Annotated in this window: 29 protein-coding genes; 2 read left to right on the forward strand and 27 right to left on the reverse strand. The window is 66.5% G+C overall.

Going from position 1 to position 25,583, the window contains the following annotated elements:
* Window positions 1–21 precede the first annotated feature (21 nt).
* The 23 genes from nagZ to A2G96_RS16090 form a co-directional block, all read right to left on the reverse strand.
* A complete protein-coding gene (nagZ, locus tag A2G96_RS15980; RefSeq protein WP_062800844.1) occupies window positions 22–1,071 on the reverse strand; it encodes a beta-N-acetylhexosaminidase in 1,050 nt (349 codons plus the stop codon).
* 14 nt (window positions 1,072–1,085) lie between these two features.
* Window positions 1,086–1,508, reverse strand: coding sequence for a holo-ACP synthase (gene acpS / locus A2G96_RS15985; RefSeq protein WP_062800846.1), 423 nt, complete (start codon window positions 1,506–1,508; stop codon window positions 1,086–1,088).
* Window positions 1,505–2,287 carry a pyridoxine 5'-phosphate synthase gene (gene pdxJ / locus A2G96_RS15990; RefSeq protein WP_062800848.1) on the reverse strand — a complete coding sequence of 261 codons (783 nt, stop codon included), beginning with the start codon at window positions 2,285–2,287 and terminating at the stop codon, window positions 1,505–1,507. Before pdxJ ends, acpS begins: the two co-directional genes overlap by 4 nt.
* A 50-nt stretch (window positions 2,288–2,337) precedes the next feature.
* Window positions 2,338–3,225: a DNA repair protein RecO gene (gene recO, locus A2G96_RS15995; protein ID WP_062800850.1), complete on the reverse strand. Its 888-nt coding sequence runs from the start codon at window positions 3,223–3,225 to the stop codon at window positions 2,338–2,340.
* Between the two features lie 54 nt (window positions 3,226–3,279).
* Window positions 3,280–4,215: a GTPase Era gene (gene era / locus A2G96_RS16000; protein ID WP_062800853.1), complete on the reverse strand. Its 936-nt coding sequence runs from the start codon at window positions 4,213–4,215 to the stop codon at window positions 3,280–3,282.
* Complete coding sequence (rnc, locus tag A2G96_RS16005) at window positions 4,212–4,982, reverse strand: ribonuclease III (protein ID WP_012353305.1); 771 nt, start codon at window positions 4,980–4,982, stop codon at window positions 4,212–4,214. Before rnc ends, era begins: the two co-directional genes overlap by 4 nt.
* A gap of 1 nt (window position 4,983) precedes the next feature.
* Window positions 4,984–5,379 carry a DUF4845 domain-containing protein gene (locus A2G96_RS16010; protein ID WP_062800855.1) on the reverse strand — a complete coding sequence of 132 codons (396 nt, stop codon included), beginning with the start codon at window positions 5,377–5,379 and terminating at the stop codon, window positions 4,984–4,986.
* A gap of 47 nt (window positions 5,380–5,426) precedes the next feature.
* Window positions 5,427–6,326 (reverse strand): signal peptidase I, encoded by a 900-nt coding sequence (gene lepB / locus A2G96_RS16015; protein WP_062800858.1) that lies wholly within the window; start codon window positions 6,324–6,326, stop codon window positions 5,427–5,429.
* A gap of 98 nt (window positions 6,327–6,424) precedes the next feature.
* A complete protein-coding gene (gene lepA, locus A2G96_RS16020) occupies window positions 6,425–8,218 on the reverse strand; it encodes a translation elongation factor 4 (RefSeq protein ID WP_062800860.1) in 1,794 nt (597 codons plus the stop codon).
* A gap of 197 nt (window positions 8,219–8,415) precedes the next feature.
* Window positions 8,416–8,709 (reverse strand): glutaredoxin family protein, encoded by a 294-nt coding sequence (locus tag A2G96_RS16025; protein WP_062800862.1) that lies wholly within the window; start codon window positions 8,707–8,709, stop codon window positions 8,416–8,418.
* A gap of 7 nt (window positions 8,710–8,716) precedes the next feature.
* Window positions 8,717–10,204 (reverse strand): DegQ family serine endoprotease, encoded by a 1,488-nt coding sequence (locus A2G96_RS16030; RefSeq protein WP_062800864.1) that lies wholly within the window; start codon window positions 10,202–10,204, stop codon window positions 8,717–8,719.
* 129 nt (window positions 10,205–10,333) lie between these two features.
* Window positions 10,334–11,413: a MucB/RseB C-terminal domain-containing protein gene (locus A2G96_RS16035; protein ID WP_062802213.1), complete on the reverse strand. Its 1,080-nt coding sequence runs from the start codon at window positions 11,411–11,413 to the stop codon at window positions 10,334–10,336.
* Window positions 11,414–11,421: 8 nt separating this feature from the next.
* Window positions 11,422–12,051: a sigma-E factor negative regulatory protein gene (locus A2G96_RS16040; protein ID WP_062800867.1), complete on the reverse strand. Its 630-nt coding sequence runs from the start codon at window positions 12,049–12,051 to the stop codon at window positions 11,422–11,424.
* 120 nt (window positions 12,052–12,171) lie between these two features.
* Window positions 12,172–12,771 carry an RNA polymerase sigma factor RpoE gene (rpoE, locus tag A2G96_RS16045; protein WP_012353313.1) on the reverse strand — a complete coding sequence of 200 codons (600 nt, stop codon included), beginning with the start codon at window positions 12,769–12,771 and terminating at the stop codon, window positions 12,172–12,174.
* A 56-nt stretch (window positions 12,772–12,827) separates the two neighbouring features.
* Complete coding sequence (locus A2G96_RS16050; protein WP_082818981.1) at window positions 12,828–13,448, reverse strand: hypothetical protein; 621 nt, start codon at window positions 13,446–13,448, stop codon at window positions 12,828–12,830.
* On the reverse strand, window positions 13,429–14,661 hold the full coding sequence (gene fabF / locus A2G96_RS16055) for a beta-ketoacyl-ACP synthase II (RefSeq protein ID WP_062800872.1): 1,233 nt from the start codon (window positions 14,659–14,661) through the stop codon (window positions 13,429–13,431). Before fabF ends, A2G96_RS16050 begins: the two co-directional genes overlap by 20 nt.
* 190 nt (window positions 14,662–14,851) lie before the next feature.
* A complete protein-coding gene (gene acpP / locus A2G96_RS16060) occupies window positions 14,852–15,091 on the reverse strand; it encodes an acyl carrier protein (protein WP_008644813.1) in 240 nt (79 codons plus the stop codon).
* A 169-nt stretch (window positions 15,092–15,260) separates the two neighbouring features.
* On the reverse strand, window positions 15,261–16,010 hold the full coding sequence (fabG, locus tag A2G96_RS16065; protein ID WP_062800874.1) for a 3-oxoacyl-ACP reductase FabG: 750 nt from the start codon (window positions 16,008–16,010) through the stop codon (window positions 15,261–15,263).
* A 16-nt stretch (window positions 16,011–16,026) separates the two neighbouring features.
* Entirely contained in the window at window positions 16,027–16,956 is a 930-nt protein-coding gene (fabD, locus tag A2G96_RS16070; protein WP_062800876.1) for an ACP S-malonyltransferase, read from the reverse strand.
* A gap of 81 nt (window positions 16,957–17,037) precedes the next feature.
* On the reverse strand, window positions 17,038–18,018 hold the full coding sequence (locus tag A2G96_RS16075; protein WP_062800878.1) for a beta-ketoacyl-ACP synthase III: 981 nt from the start codon (window positions 18,016–18,018) through the stop codon (window positions 17,038–17,040).
* A 53-nt stretch (window positions 18,019–18,071) separates the two neighbouring features.
* Complete coding sequence (gene plsX / locus A2G96_RS16080; RefSeq protein WP_062800881.1) at window positions 18,072–19,151, reverse strand: phosphate acyltransferase PlsX; 1,080 nt, start codon at window positions 19,149–19,151, stop codon at window positions 18,072–18,074.
* A gap of 165 nt (window positions 19,152–19,316) precedes the next feature.
* Window positions 19,317–19,496 carry a 50S ribosomal protein L32 gene (rpmF, locus tag A2G96_RS16085; RefSeq protein ID WP_010814675.1) on the reverse strand — a complete coding sequence of 60 codons (180 nt, stop codon included), beginning with the start codon at window positions 19,494–19,496 and terminating at the stop codon, window positions 19,317–19,319.
* A gap of 118 nt (window positions 19,497–19,614) precedes the next feature.
* Complete coding sequence (locus A2G96_RS16090) at window positions 19,615–20,205, reverse strand: DUF177 domain-containing protein (RefSeq protein ID WP_062800885.1); 591 nt, start codon at window positions 20,203–20,205, stop codon at window positions 19,615–19,617.
* Between the two features lie 194 nt (window positions 20,206–20,399).
* Here A2G96_RS16090 and A2G96_RS16095 point away from each other — a divergent pair, with 194 nt between their 5' ends.
* Complete coding sequence (locus A2G96_RS16095) at window positions 20,400–20,999, forward strand: Maf-like protein (protein WP_062800888.1); 600 nt, start codon at window positions 20,400–20,402, stop codon at window positions 20,997–20,999.
* 25 nt (window positions 21,000–21,024) lie between these two features.
* Window positions 21,025–21,756, forward strand: a complete 732-nt coding sequence (locus tag A2G96_RS16100; RefSeq protein WP_062800890.1) for an SAM-dependent methyltransferase — start codon at window positions 21,025–21,027, stop codon at window positions 21,754–21,756.
* A 72-nt stretch (window positions 21,757–21,828) separates the two neighbouring features.
* Here the strand turns inward: A2G96_RS16100 and A2G96_RS16105 are convergent, their stop codons facing one another.
* From A2G96_RS16105 to A2G96_RS16120, 4 genes are read right to left on the reverse strand one after another with little or no spacing between them, the layout of a single operon-like run.
* Complete coding sequence (locus A2G96_RS16105; protein ID WP_062800893.1) at window positions 21,829–23,019, reverse strand: S49 family peptidase; 1,191 nt, start codon at window positions 23,017–23,019, stop codon at window positions 21,829–21,831.
* 23 nt (window positions 23,020–23,042) lie between these two features.
* A complete protein-coding gene (locus tag A2G96_RS16110) occupies window positions 23,043–23,441 on the reverse strand; it encodes a Rieske (2Fe-2S) protein (RefSeq protein ID WP_062800896.1) in 399 nt (132 codons plus the stop codon).
* Complete coding sequence (locus A2G96_RS16115) at window positions 23,434–24,093, reverse strand: HAD-IA family hydrolase (protein WP_062800898.1); 660 nt, start codon at window positions 24,091–24,093, stop codon at window positions 23,434–23,436. Before A2G96_RS16115 ends, A2G96_RS16110 begins: the two co-directional genes overlap by 8 nt.
* A 30-nt stretch (window positions 24,094–24,123) precedes the next feature.
* Window positions 24,124–25,125, reverse strand: coding sequence for an RluA family pseudouridine synthase (locus tag A2G96_RS16120; protein WP_062800899.1), 1,002 nt, complete (start codon window positions 25,123–25,125; stop codon window positions 24,124–24,126).
* Between the last annotated feature and the right edge of the window lie 458 nt (window positions 25,126–25,583).

The following is a 25,583-nucleotide window of genomic DNA, read 5'->3' on the forward strand; positions in this document are numbered from 1 at the left end:
ACGACGCGCCGCCGCACGCGTTCAGGCGATCAGCTCGTGTTCCTTCAGCGTGCGCAGCGCGGCGCGGTACTCGCCCTGCTGCTGCAGCTTGTTCCAGTCCAGCGGCTTGCGGCGCGCGAACAGCTTGCGGATGCGGCGCTGCGAGGGCTTGTCGATCTCGACGTCGAGCTCGCTCAGCAACTGGTCGGCGCGGTCGGGATGGTTGCAGATCAGCACCATGTCGCAGCCCGCGCCGAGCGCGGCGCGCGCGGCCTCGGTGACGGTGCCGGCGACGCTGGCGCCTTCCATGCTGAGGTCATCGCTGAAGATCACGCCCTCGAAGCCCAGCTGCGCGCGCAGCACGTCCTGCAGCCAGTAGCGCGAGAAGCCGGCCGGGCTGGGATCGACCTTGGGATAGATCACGTGCGCCGGCATCACCGACGACAGCGACAGCCCCAGCCACTCATACGGGCGCGCGTCCTGGCCCAGGATCTGGTCCAGCGTGCGTTCGTCGACCGGGATCGCCACGTGCGAATCCGCCTCGACGTAGCCGTGGCCGGGAAAGTGCTTGCCGCAGTTGCTCATGCCCGCCAGCAGCAGGCCGTGGTTCAGGTGGCCGGCCAGCATCGACACCACGCGCGGGTCGGCGTGGAAGGCGCGGTCGCCGATCACGGCGCTGCGGCCGTAGTCGAGGTCCAGCACCGGGGTAAAGCTCAGGTCGATATCGCAGGCGCGCAGCTCGGCGGCCAGCACGTAGCCGCACGCGACCGCCGCCTTGGTCGCGGCCAGCACGTCGCGTTCCCACAGCTCGCCCAGGCGGTGCATCGCCGGCAGGTGGGTAAAGCCGTCGGTCTTGCAGCGCTGCACGCGGCCGCCTTCATGGTCGATGCAGATCAGCACGTCGTCGCGCACCGCGCGGATCGCGCGGGTCAGCGCCTGCAGCTGCGCGCGCGACTCGAAATTGCGCGCGAACAGGATCACGCCGCCGGTAAGCGGATGCGCGATGCGGCGCGCGTCTTCCGCGTCGAGCTGCTTGCCGACGACATCGAGGACCACCGGGCCCGGCCGCTTGCCGGAATTCTTCTTGGACATGGAGGGGGTTGGGTTCACAAGGCTGCAGGTTGAGACGCCGCCGCGCCGCTGCGCTCGGCAATGGCGAAGGCGACTGCGTAATCATGTTCGTCACTGACACTGACCCGCACGACCAGCCCGCGTTCCGCCAGCCACGCAGCCAGTTCGCCATGGCACACCGCGGTGGGCTCGCCGGACGGCAGGTTCATCAGCTCCATCGCGCGCCACGTCATCGGCCAGCGCATGCCCAGGCCGATCGCCTTGGAGAACGCCTCCTTGGCCGCGAAGCGCGTCGCCAGGAACGCCAGGCCGCGCTTTTCCGAACGCGCCTTGCGCGCATGGTACTTGGCCAGCTCGTCGGGGCCCAGCACCTTTTCGGCGAAACGGCCGCTGGTGCGCGTCATCACGCCCTGCACGCGGGCGATCTGGATGATGTCGGTGCCGAGGCCGTAAATCACGCCGGGGTGCTCGCGGCAGGATATTGCGTGCCCAGGCGCGCGGCCACCATGATCGCCTTCATCTCGCGCACCGCATTCTCCCAGCCTGCGAATACCGCATGCGCGACGATGGCGTGGCCGATGTTCAGTTCCTTGATGCCCGGCAGCGCCGCGATCGGCTGCACGTTGGTGTAGTGCAGCCCGTGGCCGGCATTGACCACCAGGCCGTGCTTCTGCCCGGCATCGGCGCCATCGGCGATGCGGCGGAACTCGCTTGCCTGCTCGTCAGGGGTATGCGCGTCGGCATAGCGGCCGGTGTGCAGCTCGATCACGGGCGCGCCGCAGGCCGCGGCCGCGGCGATCTGGTCCACGTCCGGATCGATGAACAGCGACACGCGGATGCCGGCGCCGGCCAGCTGCGCGCACGCGGCCCTGACCTGCTCGAAGCGCCCGGCCACGTCCAGCCCGCCTTCGGTGGTCACCTCTTCGCGGCGCTCAGGCACCAGGCACACGTCCTGCGGGCGGATCTCGCAGGCGATGTCGAGCATCTCCTGCGTGATCGCGCATTCCAGGTTCATGCGCGTGGCCAGTTGCGGGCGCAGCGCGCGCACGTCGGCATCGCGGATATGGCGGCGGTCTTCGCGCAGGTGCAGCGTGATCAGGTCGGCGCCGGCCTGCTCTGCCAGCAGCGCGGCGCGAATGGGATCGGGGTACACCGTGCCGCGCGCGTTGCGCAGCGTGGCCACGTGGTCGATATTGACGCCAAGGTCGATGACGCCCGGATTTGCGTGGAAGATCATGCGAGCAGGTGCAGGAGTAAGTCGGAGGTTCTTGTCGGTCACAGATACGGTCACAGATACTGCAGGTCGATCAGTATCTGGCGCGTCTTCAGCGGCGCGCCTTGCAGATAATAATGCAGCAGGAACCGCATCAGCGCGCGGCTTTGCGCGGCGGTCTGCGCGCGGCTGTAGTCGTCCTGCGCCATGTCCAGCAGGGTCTGGCCCGACACCACCGGCCACGTCGACGGATCGCTCGGCTGGGCCCGGCGCACCCCGCGCTCGGGCTGGTAGACGTAATCGAGGCCAGGCAGCACCCGCTCACCGGTGCTCAGGCACTGGTCGAACGCGACCGCGAAACCGGTTTCCTGCAGCAGCACGCGCTCGAAGCCGCGCAGCACCAGCCCGGCCGGCTCGCCATGCGCCAGCCGCGTCAGCGTCGACAGGTAATGGCGGAACAGCACCGGATGCGCGTCCTCGCGCGGGCAGAAGCGCATCAGCAGTTCGTTCAGGTAGAACGCCGACAGCAGCGCATCGCCGGCCAGCGGCGGCATGCCGCCGACCCACTCGGCCTTGGTCAGGGTCTTGACCTCGCCGCGGCCGCTCCATGACACCGAGACCGGATGGAAGTGCTGCAGCACCGCGCGCAGCGCCGAGTGCGGGCGCTTGGCGCCCTTTGCCACCATCGAGATGCGGCCGTAGTCGCGCGTGAACAGGTCCAGGATCAGGCTGGTCTCGCGGTAGGGCCAGGCGTGCAGCACGAAGCCCGGCTGCTCGGCCACGCGCGATTCAGGCCGCGCCGGCACGATGCGCATGGCGCGATCCATCATCGCGCGCGCCGCGGCGTCGGCCATGCCGGGCAGCGCGCCGCTGTCGAGCAGTTCGGCGGCCTCGTCGACCACGGGGTCGGCGCGCCGCGCCTTGGGCGCAGGCGCGCGCGCAATGTCAGCGGTCTTGCTCACGGGGCGCTCGCTGGGGGCTCGCTGTCGGGTTGGGCGTCGGGACCGTTGCCGGGCTCACTCGTAGCCGTATGCGCGCAGGCCGGCTTCGTTGTCGGCCCAGCCGCTCTTCACCTTGATCCACATTTCCAGGTAGACCTTGCCGTCGAACAGCTTTTCCATGTCCAGGCGCGCCTCGGTCGAGATCTGCTTGAGCTTGCTGCCCTTGTTGCCGATGATCATGGCCTTGTGCGCATCGCGCTCGACCAGGATGGTGGCAAAGACGCGGCGCAGGCGCCCTTCGGTCTCGAACTTGTCGATGATCACGGTGCTGGTGTACGGCAGCTCGTCGCCGGTCCAGCGGAACACCTTCTCGCGGATGATTTCCGAAGCCAGGAAGCGCTCGCTGCGGTCGGTCATGGCGTCGGCGTCGTACATCGGCTCGCCCTCCGGCAGGTAAGGCCGGATGATCTCGAACAGCCGCGCGATATGGTCGCGGGTCTTGGCCGACATCGGCACCACTTCGCGGAACGGGAACAGCTGCCCCATCTTTTCCAGGAAGGGCATCATCACTTCCGAGCGGTTCTCGCCGATGCGGTCGAGCTTGTTGGCCACCAGCAGCACCGGCGTGTTCTTCGGCAGCAGCGACAGCACCTTCTCGTCGTCGGCGCCGTAGTAGCCGGCCTCGACCACGAACAGCACCAGGTCCACCGACGACAGCGTGGACGTGACCGCGCGGTTCAGCGAACGGTTCAGCGCGCTGGCGTGGCGGGTCTGGAAGCCCGGCGTGTCGACGAACACATACTGCGCGTCATCGGTGGTCTGGATGCCGACGATGCGATGCCGCGTGGTCTGCGCCTTGCGCGAGGTGATGCTGATCTTCTGGCCGACCAGCGCGTTCATCAGCGTGGACTTGCCCACGTTGGGGCGGCCGACGATGGCCACGGTGCCGCAGCGGAACGCCGCGGCCGTGGTATCCGCCGCGTCTTGCTGCGGATGGGTAGATTCGGTCATTCCTTCAACCTGAGAGACAGCTGCGGGTCCTGCGGCTGGGGTTGCTTGCGGGTCTTGCCGGTACGCTCGGCGCGGCTGCGCTTGAGCAGCTGCGGCACCAGCTTCTGGACTTCATCCAGCGCCAGCTTGGCGGCGGCCTGCTCGGCGGCGCGCCGCGACGCGCCGGTGCCGAACACCCGGACTTCCAGTTTAGGCACAGTGCACTCGACTTCAAACTGCTGGCTGTGCGCGGCACCGTGTGTGGCGATTACGTTATATTGCGGCAGGGCAATCTTGTGGCCCTGCAGGTATTCCTGCAGCAGGGTCTTGGCATCCTTGCCCAGCGTGCGCGGATCGACCTGCTCCAGGATCGGGATATAGAGCTTGCGGATCAGCGCGCGCGCGGCGTCGAAGCCGGCGTCGAGGAACACCGCGCCGACGATGGCCTCGAGCGCATCGGCCAGGATCGACGGCCGGCGGAAGCCGCCGCTCTTCAGCTCGCCCTCTCCCAGGCGCAGGGTGTCGGACAGCTGCAGCATCTGGGCGATTTCATACAGCGCCTGCTGCTTGACCAGGTTGGCCCGCACCCGCGACAGGTCGCCCTCGTCGAGCTTGCCGAACATGCCATAGAGCATATCGGCCACGGCGCAGTTGAGCACCGAGTCGCCGAGGAATTCCAGGCGTTCGTTGTGCTGGGCGCTGTGGCTGCGGTGCGTCAGCGCCTGTTGCAGCAATTCGGGCTTGCTGAATCGGTAGCCGAGTCGTTGCTGCAAGGCGTCGAGGTTCATATCAGTGCTGCGTTCCTGAATAGGTAATCAACAGGCTCAGGGGTCCGTAGACAGGCACCTCGGTGCGGTACGAAAAATCGACCGACTGGATGGTGCCGTTATCGTCTTCCCGGATCAGCAGGTCCTCGCCCTTGACCGCGGTAATGCGATCGATGGCGGCCTGCTTCTCGAAGAATTCGACCACTTCACGTTTATTGGCGGCGCGCTGCTTGGCGTAGCCGGCGGCGCGCTTGACCGAAAAATATTCCACCAGGCTCGGGATCGCGCGCACGGCCGGCAAGGCCACGCCGACCACGAATACCACGATCACCAGCAGCGTCCATACGGAAAACCCGCCGGCGCCGCCCCGGCGCCTTGCCGGATGGTTTGCTGCCCCCACCTTCCCAAATCGACCCATCGCGCCTGCCCTCGTTTTGTTGAGTGTTCTTGCGCCGCGCCAGATGCTTATTTAAACGATCCCACGCGTCCGAAATTGCCCAGGTTCATCCAGATCACGAACGCCTTGCCGACGATATTCTGGTCCGGCACGAAACCCCAGTAACGGGAATCGAGGCTGTTGTCGCGGTTGTCGCCCATGACGAAATAGTGACCTGCAGGTACCTTGCAAGTCACACCCTGTTGATTGTAGGTGCAGTTGTCCCGGTACGGAAAATCCGGGTCCGCGCCGGCGATAAAGGCCGGGCGGTCGGCGTCGTTCAGGATGCCATGCTCGACGCCGCCGGGCAGCTTTTCGCGGAAATGGCGCGAATAGGCCAGGCGCTCTTCGTCGAGGAAGTCCGGCAGCGCGGTGTATTCGGCCGGCTTGCCGTTGACCGTCAGGCGCTTGTTGGCGTACTGCACCACATCGCCGGGCACGCCGATCACGCGCTTGATGTAATCGAGCGACGGGTCCTTCGGGTAGCGGAACACCATCACGTCGCCGCGCTGGGGCTCGCCCATGTCCATAATCTTCTTGTTCACCACCGGCAGGCGGATGCCGTACTCGTACTTGTTGACGAGGATGAAATCGCCGATCAGCAGCGTCGGGATCATCGAGCCGGACGGGATCCTGAACGGCTCGACCACGAACGAACGCAGCACGAACACCGCCAGGATCACCGGGAAGAAGCTGGCCGAATATTCCAGCCACCACGGCTGGCGCAGCTTTTCCTCGGCCAGGCGCTTGCGCGTGGCTTCGGCATCGGCGGTGCCGAAGCTGCCCTGCAGGCGGCCCTGCTGCGAATCGAATTCGGCCAGCGCGAGCCGCGCCGAAGAGCGGCGCTGCCGCTCGAACACGAGCTTGTCGGCCACCCACGCCACGCCCGTGATCACCACCAGCACAAAAAGGATCAGTGCAAAATTCATGACGGCTTCTGGTTCTTGGAAATCCTGGTACAGCCTGTTCTGTCACCACGCCGGCAAGGCTGCCGGGCATGGCCCTGCCCCTGCCCTGCGCGCGGCAATTATTTGTCGTCGACCTGCAGGATGGCCAGGAAGGCCTCTTGCGGAATCTCGACGGTACCGACCTGCTTCATCCGCTTCTTGCCCGCCTTCTGCTTTTCCAGCAGCTTCTTCTTGCGCGAGATATCGCCGCCGTAGCACTTGGCCAGCACGTTCTTGCGCAGCGCCTTGACGTTTTCACGCGCGATGATATTCGAGCCGATCGCGGCCTGGATCGCCACGTCGTACATCTGGCGCGGAATGATCTCGCGCATCTTGGCCGCGACTTCGCGGCCGCGGTATTGCGAATTGGAGCGGTGCACGATCACCGACAGCGCATCGACCTTGTCGCTGTTGATCAGGATATCGACCTTGACCACGTCGGACGGGCGATATTCCTTGAACTCGTAATCCATCGACGCATAGCCGCGCGACACCGACTTCAGGCGGTCGAAGAAATCGAGCACGATTTCCGCCATCGGGATTTCGTAGGTCAGCTGCACCTGCTTGCCGTGGTAGCTCATATTGATCTGCGTGCCGCGCTTCTGCGTGCACAGCGTGATCACCGAGCCGACATACTCCTGCGGCATGTACAGGTTGACGGTGACGATCGGCTCCAGGATCGCGTCGATCTTGCTCGGGTCCGGCATCTTGGCCGGGTTTTCCACGGTCACGGTGGAGCCGTCGCGCATCTGCACCTGGTACACCACCGTCGGCGCGGTGGTGATCAGGTCCATGTCGAACTCGCGCTCCAGGCGCTCCTGCACGATTTCCATGTGCAGCAGGCCAAGGAAGCCGCAGCGGAAGCCGAAGCCCAGCGCCTGCGACACTTCGGGCTCGAACATCAGCGAGGCGTCGTTCAGGCGCAGCTTTTCCAGCGATTCGCGCAGCGCCTCGTACTGGTTGGCCTCGACCGGATACAGGCCGGCGAACACCTGCGGCTTGACTTCCTTGAAGCCGGGCAGCGGCGCTTCGGCCTTGCGCTGCACGGTGGTGATGGTGTCGCCGACCTTGGCGGCCTTCAGTTCCTTGATGCCGGCGATGACGAAGCCCACCTGGCCCGCGGTCAGCGCGTCGCGCTGGATCGACTTGGGCGTGAACACGCCCACCTGCTCGACCAGGTGCTGCGCGCCGGTGGCCATCAGCAGCACCTTGTCCTTGGTTCGCAGCGTGCCGTTGACCACGCGCACCAGCATCACCACGCCGACGTAGTTGTCGAACCACGAGTCGATGATCAGCGCCTGCAGCGGCGCGTCGGCGTCGCCCTTGGGCGGCGGCACCTTGGCGATCAGCGCCTCGATCACGTCCTGCACGCCCTGGCCGGTCTTGGCCGAGCACGGCGTGGCGTCCTGCGCGTCGATGCCGATGACGTCCTCGATCTCCTGGATCGCGCTGTCCGGGTCGGCCTGCGGCAGGTCGATCTTGTTCAGCACCGGCACCACCTCCACACCCAGCTCGATCGCGGTGTAGCAGTTGGCCACGGTCTGGGCCTCGACGCCCTGCGAGGCATCGACCACCAGCAGCGCGCCTTCGCAGGCGGACAGCGAGCGGCTGACTTCATAGCTGAAATCGACGTGTCCCGGGGTGTCGATCAGGTTCAGGTTGTAGACCTGGCCGTCGCGCGCCTTGTAGCTCAGCGCGGCGGTCTGCGCCTTGATGGTGATGCCGCGCTCTTTTTCGATATCCATCGAATCGAGAACCTGCGCTTCCATCTCCCGATCCGACAGCCCTCCGCAAAGCTGAATGATCCGGTCGGCCAGGGTGGACTTCCCATGGTCGATGTGGGCAATGATCGAGAAATTACGGATATGGTCCATCTAGTGTTCAGGGAAGCGCCGGCTGACAGCCCGGGCGGCAACAAGCAGTGGAGCGGCCCGGCGCCGCGCGCCGCAAGGCGGGCGCGGACGTACCGCGGGTTCGGGGGCGCAATTTTTTGTGCCAATCCGCAATTTTACCGGATTTTCAATGACTTCCGGGTCGTCATATGGCGGCGTGGCGCAGATGCCGGCGGCGTTCAGCGCCCGGTGCGCGCGGCGCCATGTGCGGCAAGCCAGACCCTTGTCGCGGCTTCATCAAGGAAATAGTGGCAAAGGGGCGCGGCATCCGGCGGCAAGTCCGCGGGCGCGCCGGGCATCAGCACCGGCACCAGCTCGCCGAAGCGCGCCTCGAGCGCGGCATCGGCGTCGACATCGACCTCATGCAGGACGAAAGAAAAATCGCGCCGGAGCGGCTCCAGCGCGACTTTCATGTCTTCGCAAAGATGGCAGTACGCCCGGCCGTACAGCGTCAGCGCGGGCGTGGCGGCCATGGCGAGGTCAGCGCGCCGAGGCGGCGCCGGGTCGCAGCGTCAGCACCTGGGTGGCGTCGCCGCGCCGCACGAACACCGCGGCGATCCGGCTCTTGTCCAGGCCGCGCACCAGCTCGTTGAACTGGCGCGCGTTGGTCACGTCGGTGTCGCCCAGGCGCAGGATGATGTCGCCCGGACGGATGCCGGCACGCAACGCCGGGCCGTCGGCCACTTCGACCTCGACGCCGGACTTGAGCTTGAGCTCCTTCAGGCGCGCCTCGGGCAGGTCGCTGACCACCAGCCCCAGCGCGTTGGGCTTGCCGGCCTGCGGCGCGCTGTCGTCCTTCGGCGTCGCCCCGCTGCGGGCGCGGGCCTTGCCATCCGGCTCCAGCTCGGTGACGGTGATGCTGACCTCGCGGGTCGCGCCCTTGCGCCACAGCTGCAGCGGCACGCGCGTGCCTGGCTTGGTCTCGCCGACCATGCGCGGCAGGTCCGAGGCGCGCTCGATATCGCGGCCGTTGAACTTCAGGATGATGTCGCCCGCCTCGATGCCGGCCTTTTCGGCAGGACCGCCCGGCTCGACGCTGCCGACCAGCGCGCCGCGCGCACGGCCCAGGCCCAGCGAATCGGCGACTTCCTTGGTGACGTCGCCGATCGCCACGGCAATGCGGCCGCGCGTCACGCGCCCGGAGGACTTGAGCTGCTCCGACACGCGCATGGCCTCGTCGATCGGGATCGCGAACGAGATCCCCATGTAGCCGCCGCTGCGGCTGTAGATCTGCGAGTTGATGCCGATCACTTCGCCGCGCAGGTTGATCAGCGGCCCGCCGGAGTTGCCGGGATTGACCGCCACGTCGGTCTGGATAAACGGCAGGTAGTCGCCGGTGTCGCGGCCCTTGGCCGAGACGATGCCGGCGGTCACGCTGTTGTCCAGCCCGAACGGCGAGCCGATCGCCAGCACCCACTCGCCGGCGCGGACCTTGTTGGAATCGCCCAGCGGCAGACGCGGCAGCCCGCTGGCCTCGACCTTGAGCAGCGCCACGTCGGTGCGCTTGTCGGAGCCGATCAGCTTGGCCTTGAATTCGCGCTTGTCCGGCAGCGTCACGTAGATGGTCTCGGCGTCGGCGACCACGTGCGCGTTGGTCATCACATAGCCGTCCTGGCTGATGATGAAGCCCGAGCCCACGCCGCGGCTCTGCTCTTCCTGCTGCGGCGGCTGGCCGCGGCGCGGCGGAGTGCCGGGTGCCGGGGCGCCGGGCATCGGCACGCCGAAGAAGCGGCGGAAGAACTCGGCCATCTCGTCGTCGCCGCCCGGCACGCCGCGCTGGCGCACCAGTTCGGTGGTGCGGATATTGACCACGGCCGGGCTGGCCTTCTCCACCAGGTCGGTGAAGTCAGGCAGGTTGTAATTGGAGGCAGCGGCCTGGGCGTGGCTGACTTCGGCAACGGTCGGGCCGAGCAGCATCATGGCAGCCATGACCACGGCCCGCGCCAGGGCTGGAGATCTGAACATCATCGACAACTCCCGGGATGCAGCGAAAAGAAGAAAAACCGACTGGATGTGATCCCGTGGCGGGGACCCCTGCGCAGGTTTCATGGAGCCGGCCCCGGATGAAATCCGGGCGCCGGCCGCACCTGCTCACGCTCAGTGTACCGTCTTGGGCGGACGGTACTCTACGGCCGTCGCAAACTGGCGCGCGGTGCTCGCCGGCACCTCGCCCACCACGGTGATCCAGAAATCGGCAACCCGGCGCACCACGACCTGGGTCGCGCCGAGCGCGGCCACGCCTTCGCGGCGCGCACGTTGCTCGGAAACCGGCTCAATGAAGACCGACAGGCCGGTCAGCCCGTCGCTGTAGACGACCTGCAGCACTTCGAACACCTGCCCGCGGGCATTGCCCGGGTTGGGCGCGCGCAGCTCGCCGAGCGGGCGGCGCACCTCGCGGATCTTCTGGAAGCCCTTGAGCGGCACCGCGATCGTCCAACCCTCGTCGGCGATGTTGGTGGGCTGGTAGGTCACCTCATAGTGATTCCAGTTGCTGGCATTCTTGATCGCGCCAAGGATGCGCTGCTTCTCGGACGGCACGCCGATCTGCACCTGCGAGAACGCCACCTGCTCCAGCACCTTGCCGCCGTCGCCGATGGTCTGCGCGCGCATCAGCAGGCCGGAGTTTTTCTCCGCCCACAGGCGCACCGCGTAGCGCGCGGCATCGTGCGGTTCCAGCGCAAAGACCTCGCACTCCATGCCGGCCACGCGCTCGGCGGGCATCTTGCGCATGTCGTACAGGTCCAGCACATCGTTCTTGTTGGTGGCGAGCAGCGCCGGGAAGCGGTCCTTGGCTTCCTGCTTTTCCACCACCACCAGCTTGGCTTCGGGGATCAGGCTGTGCACCACGTCGTTCTGCCGCAGCACTTCGCGCGGCTTGCCGTCGAGGGTTTCCAGCCGCTCGTATTCGTTGTGGACGAGGTCGCTGTAATGCTGGATCCGCGAGGCGTGCATGACGCTGCCGCGCTGATAGATCAGCGTGCCGACATAGTTCTCGCGCTGTGCGGCTTTATGGATCTTGTTGAGCCAGGCAGTGGCGTCGCGTCGGTTCAGCGTATTGTCCGCGGGCTGCGCGGTGGCCGCTGCAGCGCTCAGACACAAGGCCAGAAAAAAGGACCTACGCAGGGCCCTAATTCTCTGCGCGCCCGCTACATAGGCGGACGAACCTCCTTTATGCATGTCCGGCATTATTCCTGCGTATTTTCCTGAGTGAAGTTTGCACCGTTGGCAACCGTGCGCATGGTCGGCACGAAAGCATCCGTTGCCACTGAAGTGCGATGCGCACGCAGGTATTCGTCCAGGCGCGGGTCGCGGATCATCTGCGGCGCGTCCGCAGCGACGGTGACGACGCCGGCGGCCTGGCCGGCGGCCGGCTGCTCGGCACGGGCCACCACGGCGTCAGGCGTTCCGACCGTGACCGGTCCGCGCAACTGCGGCACCACCACCCAGCTGACCGCGGCCACGGCGGCGGCGATCGCGGTGCCCGGCATCACGCGGCGCACCCACGACGGCCTGACCAGCAGGCGATGGCGGGCGCTGGCCTGCGCCACCGCCGGCACCAGCACGTGCGGCTCGGCTTCCAGGCGCGCGGAGAAACGCGAGAGGAAATCGGCGGTGGAGCCCGCCTGCGTCAGGTCTTCGGAGCGCAGCGCGTCGCCGATCAACTGGTATGTGGTCCAGTCCGAAATGCCGGCCTCGCTCTTCGCGAGATCGAGCACGGCATCGACTTCGTGCGGCGCCAGTTCGCCATCCATCAATACGGAGATCTGCTCCGCTGCTTCCACTACATGAACCGACTGCTTATGAGCCTGACCCATTTCCCACCCCAAGACATTCCATTGAACACCGATAATCCCGTTACTGCTGTCGCTTATCGATGCAGGAATAGGCTGCAACGCTGGCCGCACGACATTCTTCTCTACAACCGCAACCGCCACTTACCATCGCTTGCCCTCTGCCGTTCCCAGCAGCGGCCGCAAGCGTTCGGCAATCGCCTCGCGCGCACGGAAGATCCGCGAGCGCACCGTGCCGATCGGGCATCCCATCGCTTCGGCGATTTCCTCGTAGCTGAGGCCCTCGATCTCGCGCAGCGTGATGGCGGTCCGCAATTCTTCCGGAAGTGCTTCCATCGCGCGGTTCACCGTCTCGGCGACCTGGCGCGTGTGGAGCATCGACTCCGGCGTATTGATATCCCTTAGTTGTTCACCGTCCGCAAAAGTTTCAGCCTCTTCCGCATCGATATCGCTGGACGCTTCCGGGCGGCGGCCCTGGGTGGCCAGGTAGTTCTTGGCGGTGTTGACGGCGATCCGGTACAGCCACGTGTAGAAGGCCGACTCCCCGCGGAACTGGGGCAAGGCGCGGTATGCCTTGATGAAGGCATCCTGCGCCACATCCTCGACTTCAGCGGGATCCCTGACCAGGCGCGAAATCAGGCGAATGATCTTCCGATGGTATTTGGTCACCAGAAGTTCAAAGGCCCGCTTGTCGCCCTGCTGGACGCGTTCAACTAGGAGCTGATCGGCTTCGCGTTCGCTCACGTATGGCTCACCTGCAGTGTATCTCTTGGTTTGGTCGTCACGACAAACGTTGTATTTTACCTACGATTCTCAGCCCGCCCGGTGAAGCAACGCGCATCCTGTGACCGCAAGCTAACAAAATCGTTCCCTGACCCGGCATCCGGTTGCACCCGCAGTGCAACTCGCGCGGACCGTCGCAGCCAGCGCGCCAGTTCGGGGCCGGCCGCCTGCCAGGGGAGAAGAATGACGCCGGGCACGGCAGGATCGCCGGGGGCAAGGCACACCACCGTGGCGCTACCGATCTGCCAGCACTGCCGCACGACGGCCTCGCGCCGCGCACCGGCCGGTGCTTCCAGCCAGAGTCGCAGGGGTCCTTCGGCGTCGGCGTCCTGCACGGCCGTACAGGTCCAGCGCAGGCCGCGCCACCATGCCGGCCACGCGCGCAGTGTCGCCACGGCGGCCAGCGCCAGGCCCATGCCCGCGGCGAGGTGCCACCACAGCAATCCGGCCTGGCTGCCGGCGATGGCGTCGGCTAGCGCCCGCGCCAGCAGCGCGAGCGCCAGCAATTCGCCGGCACAAAACATGAACAGGGCCCACCCCAGCGGGTGGACCCTGCCATGGCGCAGCCCCTTCAGGAACCCATTAAGGGACCCCTTGAGGGCCCGCCTCAACCACGGATCAGGCGCGGCGGAAAACAAGCGTGCCGTTGGTGCCGCCGAAACCGAAGTTGTTCTTCACCGCCACGTCGATCTTCATCTCGCGCGCCGTGTTGGCCACGTAGTCCAGGTCGCACTCGGGATCCTGGTTGTCGAGGTTGATCGTCGGCGGCGAGACCTGGTGGTGCAGCGCCAGCACGGTGAAGACCGATTCCAGGCCGCCGGCGCCGCCCAGCAGGTGGCCGGTCATCGACTTGGTCGAGTTCACCACCATCTTGTAGGCCTGGTCGCCGAATGCGGCCTTGATCGCATCGGACTCGTTCTTGTCGCCCAGCGGCGTGGAGGTGCCGTGCGCGTTCAGGTAGTGCACCTGGTCGGTGTTGATGCCGGCATCCTTGAGCGCATTGACCATGCAGCGGCGCGGGCCGTCCATGTTCGGTGCGGTCATATGATAGGCGTCGCCGCTCATGCCGAAGCCGATCAGCTCGGCATAGATGCGGGCGCCGCGCGCCTTGGCCGACTCGTACTCTTCCAGCATCATCACGCCCGCGCCCTCGCCCAGCACGAAGCCGTCGCGGTCCTTGTCCCACGGACGCGAGGCCGCTGCCGGATCATCGTTGCGGGTCGACAGCGCGCGCGCGGCGGCGAAGCCGCCGATGCCCAGCGGTGACACGGTCGATTCGGCGCCGCCCGCGAGCATGGCGTCGGCATCGCCGGCCTGGATCAGGCGGGCGGCCAGGCCGATGCTGTGCAGGCCGGTGGTGCATGCCGTCACGGCGGCCAGGTTCGGGCCCTTGATGCCGTGGATAATCGACAGGTGGCCGGCGATCATGTTGATGATCGAACCGGGCACGAAGAACGGCGAAATCCGGCGCGGACCCCGCTCGCTCAGCACGGCATGGGTGTCCTCGATCATCGGCAGGCCGCCGATGCCCGAGCCGACCAGCACGCCGATGCGCTCGGCATTGGCATCGGTCACTTCCAGGCCGCTGTCCTTCAGCGCCTGCGTCCCGGCCGCGATGCCGTAATGGATAAACGTATCCATGTTGCGGGCTTCCTTGGCCGGGATGTAGTCCTCGGCATTGAAACCCTTCACCTCGCCGGCGAAGTGCACGGACAGCGCGGAGTGATCGAATTTGGTGATGGTGGCGATGCCGGACTTGCCGGCTACCAGGTTGGCCCAGCCTTCGGCAACCGTGTTTCCGACCGGAGACACAAGGCCAAGCCCAGTGACGACGACGCGACGACGGCTCACTATGTTTTCCTACGGGTGCGTGAAACGGGAACGGAACGCGGAGTTGCCCGCCGCCGGCCCAGCGGGCCGCGCGGCGAAGCTCATTCCATTCTGCTTCTTCGAACAGACGAAAGCCACAGAAAACAGCGGGGCGCGGCCGCAACGGCCCGCCCACCTGCCTTCTGTGGCTCGGAATGCAGAGACGACGGGCTTAGGCCTTGACGTGCGCGGTGGCGTAGTCGATAGCCTGTTGCACGGTCGTGATCTTTTCGGCTTCCTCATCAGGAATTTCCATGCCGAATTCATCTTCCAACGCCATCACGAGTTCAACCGTGTCCAGCGAGTCCGCACCGAGATCGTTCACGAACGAGGATTCGTTCTTGATGTCTGCCTCGGCCACGCCAAGCTGTTCTGCCACGATTTTCTTGACGCGTTGTTCGATATTGTCCATGTAACCCTCCAGGGAAGTTCGACAAAAAGTGGGCGCATTTTAGCAGGTTTGGGACAACAGAAATGCTGCCTGCCAAGCTTTGCAAGAATCGCGCCCGATTGGTTCGGAAAACTACGACTTCCGGCAGCTTCTTCCGGCTTCTGGGCCGAAAAAGCGCGCCGGAAAACCATTAATTCATGTACATCCCGCCGTTCACATGCAGCGTGGTGCCGGTGATGTAGGCAGCTTGCGGACCCGCCAGGAAGGCGACCGCATTGGCGATATCCTCGGGCTGCCCGAGGCGGCCGAGCGGGATCTGCGTCTTGAGCGCAGCATGCTGCTCTTCGGAAAGCGCCTTGGTCATGTCGGTATCGATAAAGCCCGGCGCGACGCAGTTGACGGTCACGTTGCGGCTGCCGATCTCGGCGGCCAGCGAGCGGGTCATGCCGGCCACGCCGGCCTTGGCCGCGGAGTAGTTCATCTGGCCGGGATTGCCGACCGAGCCCACCACCGAGGTGATGTTGATGATGCGGCCCTGGCGCGCCTTCATCATCGGGCGCAGCACCGCACGCGACAGGCGGAACACCGAGGTCAGGTTGGTCTGGATCACGGCCAGCCAGTCCTCGTCCTTCATCCGCATCGCCAGCTGGTCCTGCGTGATGCCGGCATTGTTGACCAGCACGCCGATGCCGCCGTGGCTCTTGACGATCTCGTCGATGAGCGCGTCGCAGGCAGCAGCGTCGTTGACGTTGAGCACGGCGCCCTTGCCCTTCAGCCCTTCGGCGCCGAGGTAGTCGGTAATGCCGGCCGCGCCGGCTTCGCTGGTCGCGGTGCCGATCACGGTGGCGCCCTGCCGGGCCAGTTCCAGCGCGATGGCGCGGCCGATGCCGCGCGAGGCGCCGGTGACCAGCGCGACCTGGTTGTCGAGTAGTTTGGTCATGCGGTTGTCCTGTTGCTTACTTCAGCAGCGCCAGCGTGTCCTGCAGCGAGGCCGGATCGAAGATCGCGCCGCCGCTCAGGTTGCCGTCGATGCGCTTGGTCATGCCGGCCAGCACCTTGCCCGGACCGCATTCGATCACGTGGGTGATGCCTTCGGCGGCCATCTTCTGCACGCACTCGACCCAGCGCACCGGCGCGGCGGCCTGGCGCACCAGCGCATCCTTGATCGCTTCCGGATCGTTGACGATGGCGACGTCGACGTTGTTCACCAGCGGGATCGACGGCGCCGCAAAAGCCAGGCCTGCCATGCGCTCGCGCAGGCGGTCGGAAGCCGGCTTGAGCAGCGACGAGTGGAACGGTGCCGACACCGGCAGCGGCAGCGCGCGCTTGGCGCCCTTGGCCTTGGCGATTTCGCAGGCCTTCTCGACCGCGCCCTTGTGGCCGGCGATCACCACCTGCGACGGGGCGTTGAAGTTGACGGCCTCGACCACGCCGGCGGCCGACGCTTCGGCGCACGCGGCGCGCACGTCGTCATCCGACAGGCCGAGGATTGCGGCCATGCCGCCCTCGCCCACCGGCACGGCCTCCTGCATCGCCTGCGCGCGGAAACGCACCAGCGGTACGGCATCGGCAAACGGGATCACGCCGGCGGCCACCAGCGCGGAGTACTCGCCCAGGCTGTGGCCAGCCACCAGCGCCGGCGCCGGGCCACCGGCATCGAGCCAGGCGCGGTAGATCGCCACGGCGGCGGTCAGCATCACCGGCTGCGTATTGGTGGTCAGGTTCAGTTCTTCGGCAGGGCCTTCGGCGATCAGGCGGCCGAGATCCTGGCCGAGCGCGGCCGAGGCTTCTTCCACGGTGGCGCGCACCACGGCGTTGTCGGCGAAGGCATTGAGCATGCCGACCGACTGCGAACCCTGGCCGGGAAATACGAAAGCGAATTTCATCGGATGGAAACCCTAACAAGAAATCGGGGGCCGGCGCGCGGCAAGTCGTGCCTGCGCGGCACGCCCGGCACCGGCCGCGTATTACATGCGCAGCAGCACTGCGCCCCAGGTGAAGCCGCCGCCCACGCCTTCCATCAGCACGGTGTGGCCCGGGCGGATGCGGCCGTCGCGCACGGCGACGTCCAGCGCCAGCGGGATCGACGCGGCCGAGGTGTTGCCGTGCTCGTGCACGGTGGCGACCATGCGCTCGGCCGGCAGGCCCAGTTTCCTGGCCGTGCCCTGCATGATGCGGATATTGGCCTGGTGCGGAATCAGCCAGTCGACCTGGTCGGGCGACACGCTGGCGGCTTCCATGGCTTCGCGCGCCACCTTGTCGAGCACGTTCACGGCGAGCTTGAACACCGCCTGGCCGTCCATGTGCAGGAACGGGTTGCCGGTGATGTTGCCGCCGGCGACATTGCCCGGCACGCACAGGATGTCGACATGGCTGCCGTCCGAATGCATGGCGCTGGACAGGATGCCGGGCTCGTCGGACGCCGACAGCACCACCGCGCCGGCACCGTCGCCGAACAGCACGCAGGTGGTGCGGTCGTTGAAGTCGAGGATGCGCGAGAACACTTCGGTGCCGATCACCAGCACATTGCGGTGCGAGCCGCTGCGGATGAACTTGTCGGCAGTGGCCAGTGCGTACACAAAGCCGGAGCACACCGCCTGCAGGTCGAAGGCCGGGCAATGGTTGGTGATGCCCAGCTTTTCCTGCACCATGCAAGCGGTGCTGGGAAACACGAAGTCCGGCGTCGAGGTGGCGACGATGATCAGGTCGATGTCCTGCCGGTCGATGCCGGCCGCCTCGATGGCCTGCTCGGCGGCCTTGACCGCCAGCGTGCTGCTGGTCACATCGGGTTCGGCCCAGTGGCGCGCCGAGATGCCGCTGCGCGAGACGATCCACTCGTCGCTGGTCTCGATGCCTTTTTCGGCAAGCTGCGCCGCCAGCTCATGGTTGGTCACGCGCCGCGGAGGCAGGTAGCTCCCGGTACCGATGATTTTTGCGTACTTGGTCATGTATTGTCGGATCGTATGGCCCGCCGGCACGCTCGACCGGCGCGCGGTGGCGCTCAGGCGACGTGGGGGCTGGGATGCGCGCCAGGCGCCTCTGTCTCCGGGGCGGGCTGGGCACCGCCTGCGGCGCTGGATTTATCGGCAAAGGCCCGGGTGATACGGGCGATCACGCCATTCTTGGCGGCATCATACCCGCGTTTGATGGCCCACTCAAAAGAATGGGCATCGGCCGAACCGTGGCTCTTGATCACCAGCCCGCGCAGGCCCAGCAGCGAGGCGCCGTTGTAGCGCGCCGGGTCGAGCCGCTTGGCCAGCCGCGACAGCACCGGCATGGCGACCGCGGCCAGCAGCTTGGTGAACCACGAGCGGGTGAATTCTTCCTTGATCATGCTGCCGATCATCTTGGCCAGGCCCTCGGTGCTCTTGAGCGCCACATTGCCGACGAAGCCGTCGCAGACCACGATGTCGGTGGTGCCCTTGAAGATGTCGTTGCCTTCCACGTTGCCGTAGAAATTCAGCTCCGAGGCGCGCAGCAGTTCGCCGGCGCGCTTGACCACCTCGTTGCCCTTGATGACCTCCTCGCCGATGTTCAGCAGGCCCACCGTGGGGTGTTCCTTGTGATCGACGACGGCCACCATGGCCTCGGCCATGCGCGCGAACTGCAGCAGGTGCTCGGGCTCGCAGTCGGCGTTGGCGCCGAGGTCCAGCACCGTGGTGCCCCAGCCCTGCTCGTTGGGAATGGTGGTGGCGATGGCCGGCCGCTCGATGCCCTCGAGCGTCTTCAGCACGTAGCGCGATACCGCCATCAGCGCGCCGGTGTTGCCGGCGGAGATGCAGGCGCCGGCGAGGCCTTCCTTGACCTGGGTAACGGCAACGCGCATCGAGGAGTCGCGCTTCTTGCGCAGTGCCACCTCGACCGGGTCATCCATGGTGATGACCTCGGTGGCCTCGACGATGCTGACGCGCGGATGGTCCAGCGCGTGCAGCTTCTTCAGCTGCGCCCGGATGGCGTCGGGCAAGCCGACCAGCACCATCTCGGCATCGTCGTGGCGGGAAAGAAAACTGATCGCCGCGGGCACCGTCACGGAAACCCCGTGATCGCCGCCCATGCAGTCGATAGCGATTTTGATCGTCATTGTTCCTGGTACGGATAGCGCGGCGGCGCACGCCACGCCCGGCGGGAATCCCGAGCGCCCAACAAAAAAGCGGCAACGATCTTGCCGCTTTTTTGTGTCTGACCGATTATTGTCCGACCCACAGGCATGCGCGAGCGAGACGCAACGTCACGCCAAGCGAAGCTATCAGTCGTTCTTGGTCTTGATGACCTTGCGGCCACGGTAGTAGCCGTTCGGGCTCACGTGGTGGCGCAGGTGGGTTTCGCCGGTGGTCGGCTCGACTGCCAGCGGCGCGGCCGACAGGTGGTCGTGCGAACGGTGCATGCCGCGCTTGGACGGCGACTTCTTGTTCTGTTGAACAGCCATGATGACTCCTTCGAGAATTTTTCAATATTAACACAGGCATCCCGCCCAAGGCGTAGCCGGGGCCCGGCCGGATGCTTCAGATTCACCTGCAAGACCCTGCAGGCCGCGCGCTGCGGCTTCAGTGCCGGGTCTTCAGGCCGGCCAGCGCCGCGAAGGGCGAAGGCCGCTTTTCTTCCTCAGGCTCAGCTTCAGGCTGGGCCTCGCCGTCCGATCCGGTCACGAGGCTTTCGTGCACGCTCGGGCAGACGTCATGCTTGGGTGCCACCGGCAACGCCAGCAGCACTTCATCTTCTATCAGTTCCAGCAGCGAGAACCGCTTCGAGCCGGCGATCACGTCGACTTCGTCGTCGTCCATCGGCGCGGCGTCGGCCGCTGCTTCGCTTTCCACCACCTCGAAACGCGTCGCCGTGTCGATCGGCTGGGCATAGGGTGCCAGGCAGCGCTGGCAATCCAGCCACATCCGGCCCTGCACCGTCACGTCAAGAAACAGCCGCTGCGCCACCGGGGCGCCGGGCTCGGCCGCCTCTTCGCGCGCGAAGCCGGTGGCCGTATAGGCGAAGGTCTCATCGGGTGCCGAGGCTGGCGCTTGCGCGGCGGTCTCGGCTAAGATGCGCGGCAAATCCCGCACCGCCACGTCGCCGGCCAGGCTTTCACCCTTTCGGCACATGGCGAAGAGGTCAAGCGCGCGCAGGTCGGTCGGCTGGGTCATGTGCGTGGCTCCTGTCGCAAATCAATGACGGGTTCGCCACATTCCCTACCTGACGGATTGCGGGCCGCGCACATTGGCGGCACTGCGCCCGGGTGCGGATGCGGCTAAACGCGCGATTATACGGTGTAAACCTTCCCGAGGTCAAAGGCCTTGCTCCGGAAGCCACACGGGCTTCCTGCCTGATTCTATTACTTATGTCTCCAGACCCACGCCCCCGGCTGATCCTCGGCTCCGGCTCCCCTTACCGCCGCGAACTGCTGGCGCGGCTTCGCATTCCCTTCGAAGTCGCGGTGCCGGACATCGACGAAACGCCCCTTGCCGGCGAAGCGCCCGAAGCCACGGCGCTGCGGCTGTCGCAACGCAAGGCCGAGGCCATCGCGGCGCGCCACCCCGGCGCCCTGGTGATCGGCTCGGACCAGGTACTGACGCTGGACGGCGCCCAGATGGGCAAGCCGGGCACGCACGACAACGCCGTGGCGCAGCTGCGCCGCATGCGTGGCCGCACCGCGACCTTTCACTCGGCACTGTGCCTGCTGGATTCCCGCACAGGGACCGCGCAGCTGGCCGACGTGCAAACCCGCGTGACGATGCGCGACCTCAGCGACGCCGAAATCGAAACCTACCTGCAGCTGGAGCGCCCCTACGACGTGGCCGGCAGCGCCAAGTCCGAAGGACTCGGCATCACGCTGCTGGCGCGGGTCGAGTCCGACGATCCCACCGCGCTGGTCGGCCTGCCGCTGATCGCGCTGACCGGCATGCTGCGCCACGCCGGCTACCCCCTCCTTTGCGCATGATCCGCATCCACCGCACCTACCCACGATGAGCGGCACCCTCTACCTGATTCCCAATACCCTCGGCAAGCGCGACGAAGCCGACCCGCTGGCCGACGTGATCCCGGCCGGCGTACAGCAGATCGCCGCCGGGCTGGACTACCTCGTCGCCGAGAACGCCAAGACCGCGCGCGCCTTCCTGAAGAAATTGAGCGAAACCGCGCCGCTGGCGCGCCCGATCCAGCAGATCGAGATCCGGGAACTGAACGTCAATACGCGCGCCGACGCCCTGGCAGCGCTGCTGGCGCCGCTGCAGGCCGGCCGCGACGGCGGCCTGCTGTCGGAAGCCGGCGTACCGGCGGTGGCCGATCCGGGCGCCGACCTGGTGCGGCTGGCGCATGCGCGCGGCATCCGCGTGCGGCCGCTGGTGGGGCCCAGTTCGATCCTGCTGGCGGTGATGGGCTCGGGCCTGAACGGCCAGAGCTTTGCCTTCAACGGCTACCTGCCGGTCGATGCCAACGAGCGCGCGCAGCGGCTGCGCGAACTGGAACAGCGCTCGCGCAAGGCCAGCCAGACCCAGGTCTTCATCGAAACGCCGTACCGCAACGGCGCGCTGCTGGAGGCCATGCGCCAGCACTGCGCCGGCACCACGCTGCTGTCGGTGGCGGTGGACCTGACCCTGCCCGGCGAGACCATTGTCACGCTGCCGCTGTCGGACTGGCGCCCGGAGCGGATCGCGCTGCACAAGCGCCCGGCGATCTTCTCGCTGCTCGCGCTCTAGGGCAAACAACGGCACGGAAATGACAAAGGGGGCGCTTGCGCCCCCTTTGTTTATGCGCTGCCGCGGCAGGCTTCAGCGCATGCCCTGCATGCCGGTGCTCCACAGCATGGTCTTCATCGCCGCGGTGCCCACGGCCGCGCCAAAGCGCTTGGCCACACGTTCGGCAATGTTCTCCTTGACCGTGTAGTCGACGATGTCCTCGGCCTTGAACAGGTCGCGCGCCACGTACTCGGCACTGCCCAGGCCGTCGGCCAGCCCCAGCGCCACGCTGCGCTCGCCCGACCAGAACAGGCCGGAGAACAGTTCCGGGTCGTCCTTGAGCCGGTCGCCGCGGCCTTCCTTGACCACGTCGATGAACTGCTGGTGGATCTGCTTGAGCATGGCTTCGGCAAAGGCCTTTTGCTGCGGCACCTGCGGCGAGAACGGATCGAGCATGCCCTTGTTGGCGCCCGAGGTATAGAGCCGGCGCTCCACGCCCAGCTTGTCCATCAGTCCGGTAAAGCCAAAGCCGTCCATCAGCACGCCGATCGAGCCGACGATGCTGGCCTTGTCGACATAGATCTTGTCGGCCGCCGCCGCCACGTAATAGCCGCCGGACGCACAGATTTCCTCGACCACCACATACAGCGGCTTGGACGGGTAGAGGTCGCGCAGCCGGTGGATCTCGTCGTTGATGATGCCGGCCTGCACGGGCGAGCCACCGGGCGAATTGATCTTCAGGATCACGCCGGCGGCGTTGCCGTCGGCAAAGGCGGCCTGCAGCGAGGCGTTGATCGCTTCGGCGCTCGCCGGCGTGCCGGCGGCGATTTCGCCGTCCAGCGTGACCATCGCGGTGTGGCGGCCCGAAGCGCTGATGGTGCCGTCGCCCTTGAAGTCGAATACCGCGAACAGGATCAGCGCCAGCAGCCCCAGGGTCACCAGCCGGAAGAAGATGCGCCAGCGGCGCGCCGCGCGCTGCTCGCGCAGCGAGGCGGTCAGCACCTTTTCCAGCACATCGCGCTCCCAGCCTCCGCTCGCCTGCCCGCCCACCTGCGCACCGCCGGTGGCGCCGGCCAGCCGCGCCTTGCGCTCGCGCGCTTCGCGCCGCGCGGCGTCATCGCCGGCGCGTAGTTCGTCTTCCAGCGGGTAATCGGCGCGCGGCGCGGTTACCAGGCGCTCGGATTCGGGCACAGGGGCAGATCCGGCCTCGCCGGCGGGCTTGCGCGGGTCCGGCTGCCCCGGTTCGTTGGGTTCATCCGAGGGCGGCTTCTGTTGTTCTGTCATGCAAATCGCTCGTGGAAATCCATTCAGGCGCCGCCGGAGGGCTCGGGCGCGCGGTACGGGGCCCGCGGCAGCCAGTAGACCTGGCCATCGCGTTCCTCGACCTGCAGCTTGGCCAGCGCGGCCCCGCGGCAAGGGCCGCCGACGCACTCGCCGCTATCCGGCGCGTATACCGCGCCATGAGTGGCGCACATCAAGTATAGGCCCGAGGCATCGAAGAACCGGCCCTCCTGCCAGTCCAGCTCCATCGGCACGTGCGCGCACTGATTCAGGTAGGCGTGGGCAACGCCATCGAAACGCACCACAAAGGCGCCGATCTCGCGCCGGTCTAGCGCCACCGAGAAGCGCACGCCGAGCCCGCGCTCCTGCAAGGCATCGGCGGCGCACAGCCGCACCGGCGCCTGGCCGGAGACCGCGTCAGGCATGGGCCAGCAGCCACTCGGTCAGGTCCGCGATCGAACTGGCGCAGTGCACCGGCGCCATCGCGCGCAGCGACTCGGCCGGATGCGCCCCGTAACAGACTCCCAGGCCCTTGGCGCCGGCATTGGCCGCCATCTGCAGGTCGTGGGTGGTGTCGCCGATCATTACGGTGCGCTCCACGTCCTGGCCCAGCTCGCGCGTCAGTTCGTGCAGCATGGCCGGGTGCGGCTTGGAGAAGGTCTCGTCGGCGCAGCGCGTGGCATCGAACAGCGCGGTCAGGCCGCTGGCTGCCAGCGCGCGCTGCAGGCCGACGCGGGTCTTGCCGGTGGCCACGCCAAGGAAATAGTGCTCGCCGCGCAGCGTCTCGAGCATTTCGCGCACGCCGTCGAACAGCACCAGATCGGCGTCGCGGGTCAGGAAATGGTAGCGGTAGCGCTCGGCCAGCCTCGGATAGTCGGCTGGGTCCAGCGTCGGCACCGCGTACGACAGCGCATCCTTCAGCCCCAGCCCGATCACATGGCTGGCGGCGCTGTCGTCCGGCACCGGCAGGCCCAGGTCCCGGCTGGCAAGCTGGATGCACTTGGCGATGGTCGGGGTCGAGTCCATCAGCGTCCCGTCCCAGTCGAAAACGATCAGGTCAAATTGTTGCCTGGCCATGGAAGTCCTTGTGGCGTTTGAGGCACTACCCTACTCCGGGGCGTGCAGTTCACGCAATTGTTGCAGGAATCCGACGCACTCGTCGGGCAGGGGCGCCTCCACGGAGAGCGGCTCGCCGGTCGCCGGATGGATAAACACCAGCCGGTGCGCGTGCAGGAACATGCGCTTGATGCCCGGCCGGGCGCCGGAACGCGCCAGCGACTTGTTCAGCGAGAAATCGCCGTATTTTTCGTCGCCGACGATGGGAAAGCCCGAATGCGCCAGGTGGACGCGGATCTGGTGCGTGCGGCCGGTCTTCAGTTCCGCCTCCAGCAGCGTGAAACCCTGGAAGGCCTCGATTCGGTTGAATACGGTATGCGAGGCCAGCCCGTCGGCCTGGACCCGCACCCGGCGCTCGCCGTCGGGCGTGCTGTATTTATATAGCGGCAGCTTCACGTGCTGGCGTGCGTTGACGAATTCGCCGGCGACGCAGGCGAAATAGCGCTTGTCCATGGTGTTGCCGCGAATCTGCTCATGCAGGTGGACCAGCGCCGAGCGCTTCTTCGCCAGCACCAGGATGCCCGAGGTCTCGCGGTCGAGCCGGTGCACCAGCTCCAGGAACTTGGCCTGCGGCCGCGACCGGCGCAGCTGTTCGATCACGCCGAAGGCAACGCCCGAGCCGCCATGCACGGCGACGCCGGCGGGCTTGTTGATGACCAGCAGGTGCGCGTCTTCGAACAGCACCGGGAATTCCCCGGCCGGCACCGGCGCCGCGCCGGATTGCGCCGCACTCGCCACCCGCATCGGCGGAATGCGCACCACATCACCGGACTGCAGGCGGTAAGTCGCGTCGATACGCCCCTTGTTGACGCGAACCTCGCCCGAACGCAGCACCCGGTAAATATGGCTCTTGGGTACCCCCTTGGCCACTTTCAGCAGGAAGTTGTCGATGCGCTGGCCTTCGGAACCTTCGTCAATCGTGACATACGCCACCTGTGGGCTGGCCGGCGCAGCTTCGGCAGCCTTTTCAATTTGATGGCGTAACTCATTCATTTTCAATATAATTTCCTCGCTGTTCCGGCTCGTGGCCGGCAGCGCAAGACCTGTGTAAGCGATGGATCTTCGAGTTTTATTCGATTTTTCGCATTCTACACTTGGGGTTGCCGTCGACCCCGCCCGTCTCCCGCAAATCGCGTTACGCCAAGCGCCAGACGGGCAAATGGCAGCAAAAAAGCAGCACGCACGGTGCCGCCGGCATGCAGGAAGTCGCCCAAAGGTGGCTTCGGCACGGGCAGGCGGTGACGTGGGAAATGAGTGTTCAGGTAAAACAGAATTTAAAGGCGGATGCCGCAGCCGGCATCCGCTTCGGTGAGAGAAGTCCCGCCCGCACCGGGAAACGGTGCCGGCCGGCAGGTTGACCTGCCGCCTGACTGGAAATTACCGGCGCCCGGTCGCAGAACTCCAAGAAGTAGTAGGTGCGCCCGCCAGGAGAAGTCAGGCAGCAACGGCAA

Source organism: Cupriavidus nantongensis, assembly GCF_001598055.1.
GTDB lineage: Bacteria > Pseudomonadota > Gammaproteobacteria > Burkholderiales > Burkholderiaceae > Cupriavidus > Cupriavidus nantongensis.

Coding starts and splice junctions, on each gene's coding strand:
- A2G96_RS16010 (WP_062800855.1), bottom strand. CDS start 5,379: ATGGGTCGATTTGGGAAGGTGGGGGCAGCAAACCATCCGGCAAGGCGC.
- A2G96_RS16095 (WP_062800888.1), top strand. CDS start 20,400: ATGTCTCCAGACCCACGCCCCCGGCTGATCCTCGGCTCCGGCTCCCCT.
- nagZ (WP_062800844.1), bottom strand. CDS start 1,071: ATGTCCAAGAAGAATTCCGGCAAGCGGCCGGGCCCGGTGGTCCTCGAT.
- acpP (WP_008644813.1), bottom strand. CDS start 15,091: ATGGACAATATCGAACAACGCGTCAAGAAAATCGTGGCAGAACAGCTT.
- rpmF (WP_010814675.1), bottom strand. CDS start 19,496: ATGGCTGTTCAACAGAACAAGAAGTCGCCGTCCAAGCGCGGCATGCAC.
- rnc (WP_012353305.1), bottom strand. CDS start 4,982: ATGAACCTCGACGCCTTGCAGCAACGACTCGGCTACCGATTCAGCAAG.
- A2G96_RS16040 (WP_062800867.1), bottom strand. CDS start 12,051: ATGGGTCAGGCTCATAAGCAGTCGGTTCATGTAGTGGAAGCAGCGGAG.
- lepB (WP_062800858.1), bottom strand. CDS start 6,326: ATGAATTTTGCACTGATCCTTTTTGTGCTGGTGGTGATCACGGGCGTG.
- A2G96_RS16035 (WP_062802213.1), bottom strand. CDS start 11,413: ATGCATAAAGGAGGTTCGTCCGCCTATGTAGCGGGCGCGCAGAGAATT.
- A2G96_RS16120 (WP_062800899.1), bottom strand. CDS start 25,125: ATGAATGAGTTACGCCATCAAATTGAAAAGGCTGCCGAAGCTGCGCCG.
- plsX (WP_062800881.1), bottom strand. CDS start 19,151: ATGACGATCAAAATCGCTATCGACTGCATGGGCGGCGATCACGGGGTT.
- A2G96_RS16090 (WP_062800885.1), bottom strand. CDS start 20,205: ATGACCCAGCCGACCGACCTGCGCGCGCTTGACCTCTTCGCCATGTGC.
- A2G96_RS16025 (WP_062800862.1), bottom strand. CDS start 8,709: ATGGCCGCCACGCCCGCGCTGACGCTGTACGGCCGGGCGTACTGCCAT.
- fabG (WP_062800874.1), bottom strand. CDS start 16,010: ATGACCAAACTACTCGACAACCAGGTCGCGCTGGTCACCGGCGCCTCG.
- pdxJ (WP_062800848.1), bottom strand. CDS start 2,287: ATGATCTTCCACGCAAATCCGGGCGTCATCGACCTTGGCGTCAATATC.
- A2G96_RS16030 (WP_062800864.1), bottom strand. CDS start 10,204: ATGATGTTCAGATCTCCAGCCCTGGCGCGGGCCGTGGTCATGGCTGCC.
- A2G96_RS16075 (WP_062800878.1), bottom strand. CDS start 18,018: ATGACCAAGTACGCAAAAATCATCGGTACCGGGAGCTACCTGCCTCCG.
- A2G96_RS16100 (WP_062800890.1), top strand. CDS start 21,025: ATGAGCGGCACCCTCTACCTGATTCCCAATACCCTCGGCAAGCGCGAC.
- era (WP_062800853.1), bottom strand. CDS start 4,215: ATGACCGAATCTACCCATCCGCAGCAAGACGCGGCGGATACCACGGCC.
- A2G96_RS16105 (WP_062800893.1), bottom strand. CDS start 23,019: ATGACAGAACAACAGAAGCCGCCCTCGGATGAACCCAACGAACCGGGG.
- A2G96_RS16110 (WP_062800896.1), bottom strand. CDS start 23,441: ATGCCTGACGCGGTCTCCGGCCAGGCGCCGGTGCGGCTGTGCGCCGCC.
- A2G96_RS16115 (WP_062800898.1), bottom strand. CDS start 24,093: ATGGCCAGGCAACAATTTGACCTGATCGTTTTCGACTGGGACGGGACG.
- fabD (WP_062800876.1), bottom strand. CDS start 16,956: ATGAAATTCGCTTTCGTATTTCCCGGCCAGGGTTCGCAGTCGGTCGGC.
- lepA (WP_062800860.1), bottom strand. CDS start 8,218: ATGGACCATATCCGTAATTTCTCGATCATTGCCCACATCGACCATGGG.